The 3,242-nt window shown below is 53.9% G+C and carries 3 protein-coding genes and 1 pseudogene; 1 reads left to right on the forward strand and 3 read right to left on the reverse strand.

The genetic code is table 11. From position 1 onward, the window contains the following. Positions 1–158: 158 nt before the first annotated feature. The 3 genes from fis to prmA all read right to left on the reverse strand — a co-directional run bounded on the left by fis (position 159) and on the right by prmA (position 2,486). Entirely contained in the window at positions 159–464 is a 306-nt protein-coding gene (gene fis / locus ABYK60_RS18350) for a DNA-binding transcriptional regulator Fis (protein WP_372873434.1), read from the reverse strand. Between the two features lie 14 nt (positions 465–478). Next, positions 479–1,450, reverse strand: coding sequence for a tRNA dihydrouridine synthase DusB (gene dusB, locus ABYK60_RS18355; RefSeq protein WP_372873435.1), 972 nt, complete (start codon positions 1,448–1,450; stop codon positions 479–481). Positions 1,451–1,598: 148 nt separating this feature from the next. Beyond that, the gene (prmA, locus tag ABYK60_RS18360) at positions 1,599–2,486 is read right to left on the reverse strand and encodes a 50S ribosomal protein L11 methyltransferase (protein ID WP_372873436.1); all 888 of its coding nucleotides are present in this window, start codon (positions 2,484–2,486) and stop codon (positions 1,599–1,601) included. A gap of 423 nt (positions 2,487–2,909) precedes the next feature. Here prmA and ABYK60_RS18365 point away from each other — a divergent pair. After that, positions 2,910–3,242, forward strand: a pseudogene (locus ABYK60_RS18365) (hypothetical protein); the annotation flags it as partial.

Raw genomic sequence — 3,242 nt, forward strand, 5'->3', positions numbered from 1 at the left:
ATGGGGAATGGGGAATGGGGAATGGGGAATGGGGAATGGGGAATGGGGAATGGGGAATGGGGAATGGCGGTAGAGGTCAAGGGAAGCAGTGCGACCAAAGAAAAAGGGCCTCGATTTTCATCAAGGCCCTTTTCAAACAGTATGTTAATCCCAAAGGATTAGTTCATGCCGTACTTTTTCAGCTTCTTGCGCAGGGTGCCACGGTTGATACCCAGCATGTTAGCGGCGCGGGTTTGGTTACCGCGGGTGTGTTGCATGATGATATCAAGCAGAGGGGCTTCAACTTCGCTAAGCACCATTTCGTAGACTTCCTGGGCTTCCTGGCCATCCAGCTGGGCGAAGAAGTTGCTTACGGCGCGCTTAACGGCATCGCGCAGCAATTGCGGCTTGATGGTGCCGTTTGCGGTTTCGATTTTGCCTACGGTAAGCGGATGAGCTTCAGTGTGAGTAGTCTGATCAAACATTCGTATTCTGCTCTTTATTGATACTGTATTAATTCGTCGAAATAACGTTCCACAGCGGAACGCTGCTCGGCAGCGGTTTCCAGTGCGTTGAACTGGGAACGGAAATCACGCTGCGCCTCCTGATCCAGGTACCAGCCTATATGCTTTCTGGCGAAACGAACTCCTTTGAATTCGCCGTACAGATCATACAGTTTGGATAGATGTTCGAGCATCACATGACGCTTTTCATCATCTCCCACGGGTGCCAGATGCTCCCCGGTATCAAGAAAATGCTGGATCTCTCTGAAAATCCAAGGCCGTCCCTGGGCTCCCCGTCCTATCATCAGGGCATCGGCACCGGTGTAGTCCAGCACAAACCGTGCCTTCTCCGGACTGACGATGTCCCCGTTGGCGACAACAGGAATCGAGACGTTCTGTTTAATAGCGCGGATGGTGTCGTACTCGGCGTTACCTTTATACATGCATTGCCTGGTCCGGCCGTGAACGGCCAGTGAGGCAATGCCACAATCTTCTGCTATCCGGGCAATTTGAACACCATTCCTGTGCTCCGGCTCCCACCCCGTGCGAATCTTCAGCGTGACAGGTACATTCACTGCGCCTACCACGGCCCGGAGGATTTGCTCCACCAGATCGGGGTATTGCATCAGTGCCGAACCGGCCTGCTTTTTATTCACTTTTTTTGCCGGACACCCCATGTTGATGTCGATGATCTGTGCGCCTTGCTCCACATTGAAGCGGGCGGCCCAGGCCATCTGTTCGGGATCGGCGCCGGCAATCTGCACTGAGCGTATGCCTTCCTCCCCCGAATGCGCCATGCGCTGTCGGCTCTTGTCTGTGTCCCAAAGTTCGGGATTGGCAGACAACATCTCTGACACGGCCATGGCGGCGCCATAACGCAGACAGAGATTTCTGAACGCTTGATCGGTGACACCTGCCATTGGTGCCACGATCAGCTGATTGGTCAGTTGATAGGGTCCAATTTGCATGTTTGCGTTTCACCTTGTGCGTCAAAGGGGCGCTATAGTACGCCTTTTTACGCGGGAAAAAAAGGTCAATAAATGACCTGAGAGTAAGTTTTTTTGCTTGACATTTATAGGGCGGGGTTTTCCGCCCCAATGCGGGTTGGCGCGCCTTTTACAGCGATTTACGTACCCCTGTCAAGCGGCTCCAGTCGTCTTTGTGGGCAGGTTCGTCCATGTCAAACCATTGGGCGTAACAGGCGCGAATTTCGCCAGCTTGCTCGTTGAGTAATCCTGACAGTGCCAGCTTGCCGCCGGGCTTAACCAAATCCTGAATAAGTGGTGCCAATTCACGCAGTGGACCTGCAAGAATGTTGGCCACCAGCACATCTGCCTTAAGACCTTCGGGCTGAGCTTCGGGTAAATAGAGGGCAAGACGTTCAGCGACTTCATTGCGCTGGGCATTGGCTCTGGAGGCATCGATGGCCTGATAGTCGATATCGATACCAGTGGCGCATACAGCGCCCAGTTTGAGTGCTGCTACGGCGAGAATGCCTGAGCCACAGCCAAAGTCGATAACCTCTTTACCGGCCAAGTCCAGGCTGTCCAGCCACTCGAGGCACAGGGCGGTGGTGGGGTGGGTGCCTGTACCGAAGGCCAGACCCGGATCGAGTATGACATTTACCGCATCAGCATCAGGTACCTCGCGCCAGCTGGGGCAGATCCACAGTCGTTTGCCAAACTGGATCGGGTGGAAGTTGTCCATCCACTCGCGCACCCAGTCTTTGTCTTCTACCTGTTCTATTTTGTAATTGAGTTTATCGCCGACGAAGGGCAGGCCTTTGAGCATGGCCACTACCGGGTCAAGGTCGAACGGGGCATCAAACAGGGCGACGACCACAGTGTCGTCCCACAGCGGGGTTTCACCCAGTTTGGGTTCGAAAATAGGTTGGTCCTGACCATCTTCGAACGTAATGGACACCGAGCCTTCTTCCAGCAAGAGATCGCTGAGGGTGTCGGCATGTTCGCTGCTTGTGTGCAGGCGCAGTTGGATCCAGGGCATGGCTCATCCTGTAGTAATCAATTAGGTAATGGGGCGCATTGTAGCCTGTTTGGCGGGGGTTCGCACTCGGCACCTGGCAGCAGGGGGCTCGGGCTTGCTGTCAGAGCAGCGATTTGTTGGCTTCCGGGCTTTGATTGTGCAATTTTACTTGCGGTTAAGTGAGGGCTGTTTGTGTTAAAGCTTAGGTTAAGGCAAGGAATTAAAACGGTTAATTGGTTTTACCTCTGTTTGTTTTTTACGGTTTGTTTGTGATCCGCTTCCAATAAATGTCACAGTGGCGGTGAGGTGCCTCACGCTTTGCTTTTGCCTGCCTCGCGTCAGTGTTGGCAGCTGATATTGTGTTGTCCTCGGTGATCTCGCCCTGGCGGGGGGAGACTGCCAAATAACCTAGCTGGCAATCGCAGGCGTGACGGGGCAATCAAGATGACTTCAAAAACGGTAGTGGCACCGGGGTTTAAGGCTCGGGTGTTGGCACAGCATACGCTGGATCCCAGGTTGGCGGGGCATCCCTGGTCGGCAAGGGCAGATAAATTGCAAAGTATCACAGGGCTGATACTGGGTGGCTTTCTACTGCTGCACATGCATTTCGAATCGAGCATTCTGCTGGGTAAAGACGTGTTTTATCAGGTAGTACAACTGCTCGAAGGCGGTATGTTTTCCAGCTCCGGCCATGGTTTTCCCTGGGTGACCAAGATGTTCTCGGTGCTGATGCTGGTAGTGGTGTGCCTGCATGCTGCCCTGGCGCTGCGCCGTTTC

Source organism: Shewanella sp. (genome assembly GCF_041630135.1).
Classification (GTDB): domain Bacteria; phylum Pseudomonadota; class Gammaproteobacteria; order Enterobacterales; family Shewanellaceae; genus Shewanella.

Excerpts from the sequence above, each read along its gene's own strand:
- fis (WP_372873434.1), bottom strand. The coding sequence starts at position 464 with ATGTTTGATCAGACTACTCACACTGAAGCTCATCCGCTTACCGTAGGC.
- dusB (WP_372873435.1), bottom strand. The coding sequence starts at position 1,450 with ATGCAAATTGGACCCTATCAACTGACCAATCAGCTGATCGTGGCACCA.
- prmA (WP_372873436.1), bottom strand. The coding sequence starts at position 2,486 with ATGCCCTGGATCCAACTGCGCCTGCACACAAGCAGCGAACATGCCGAC.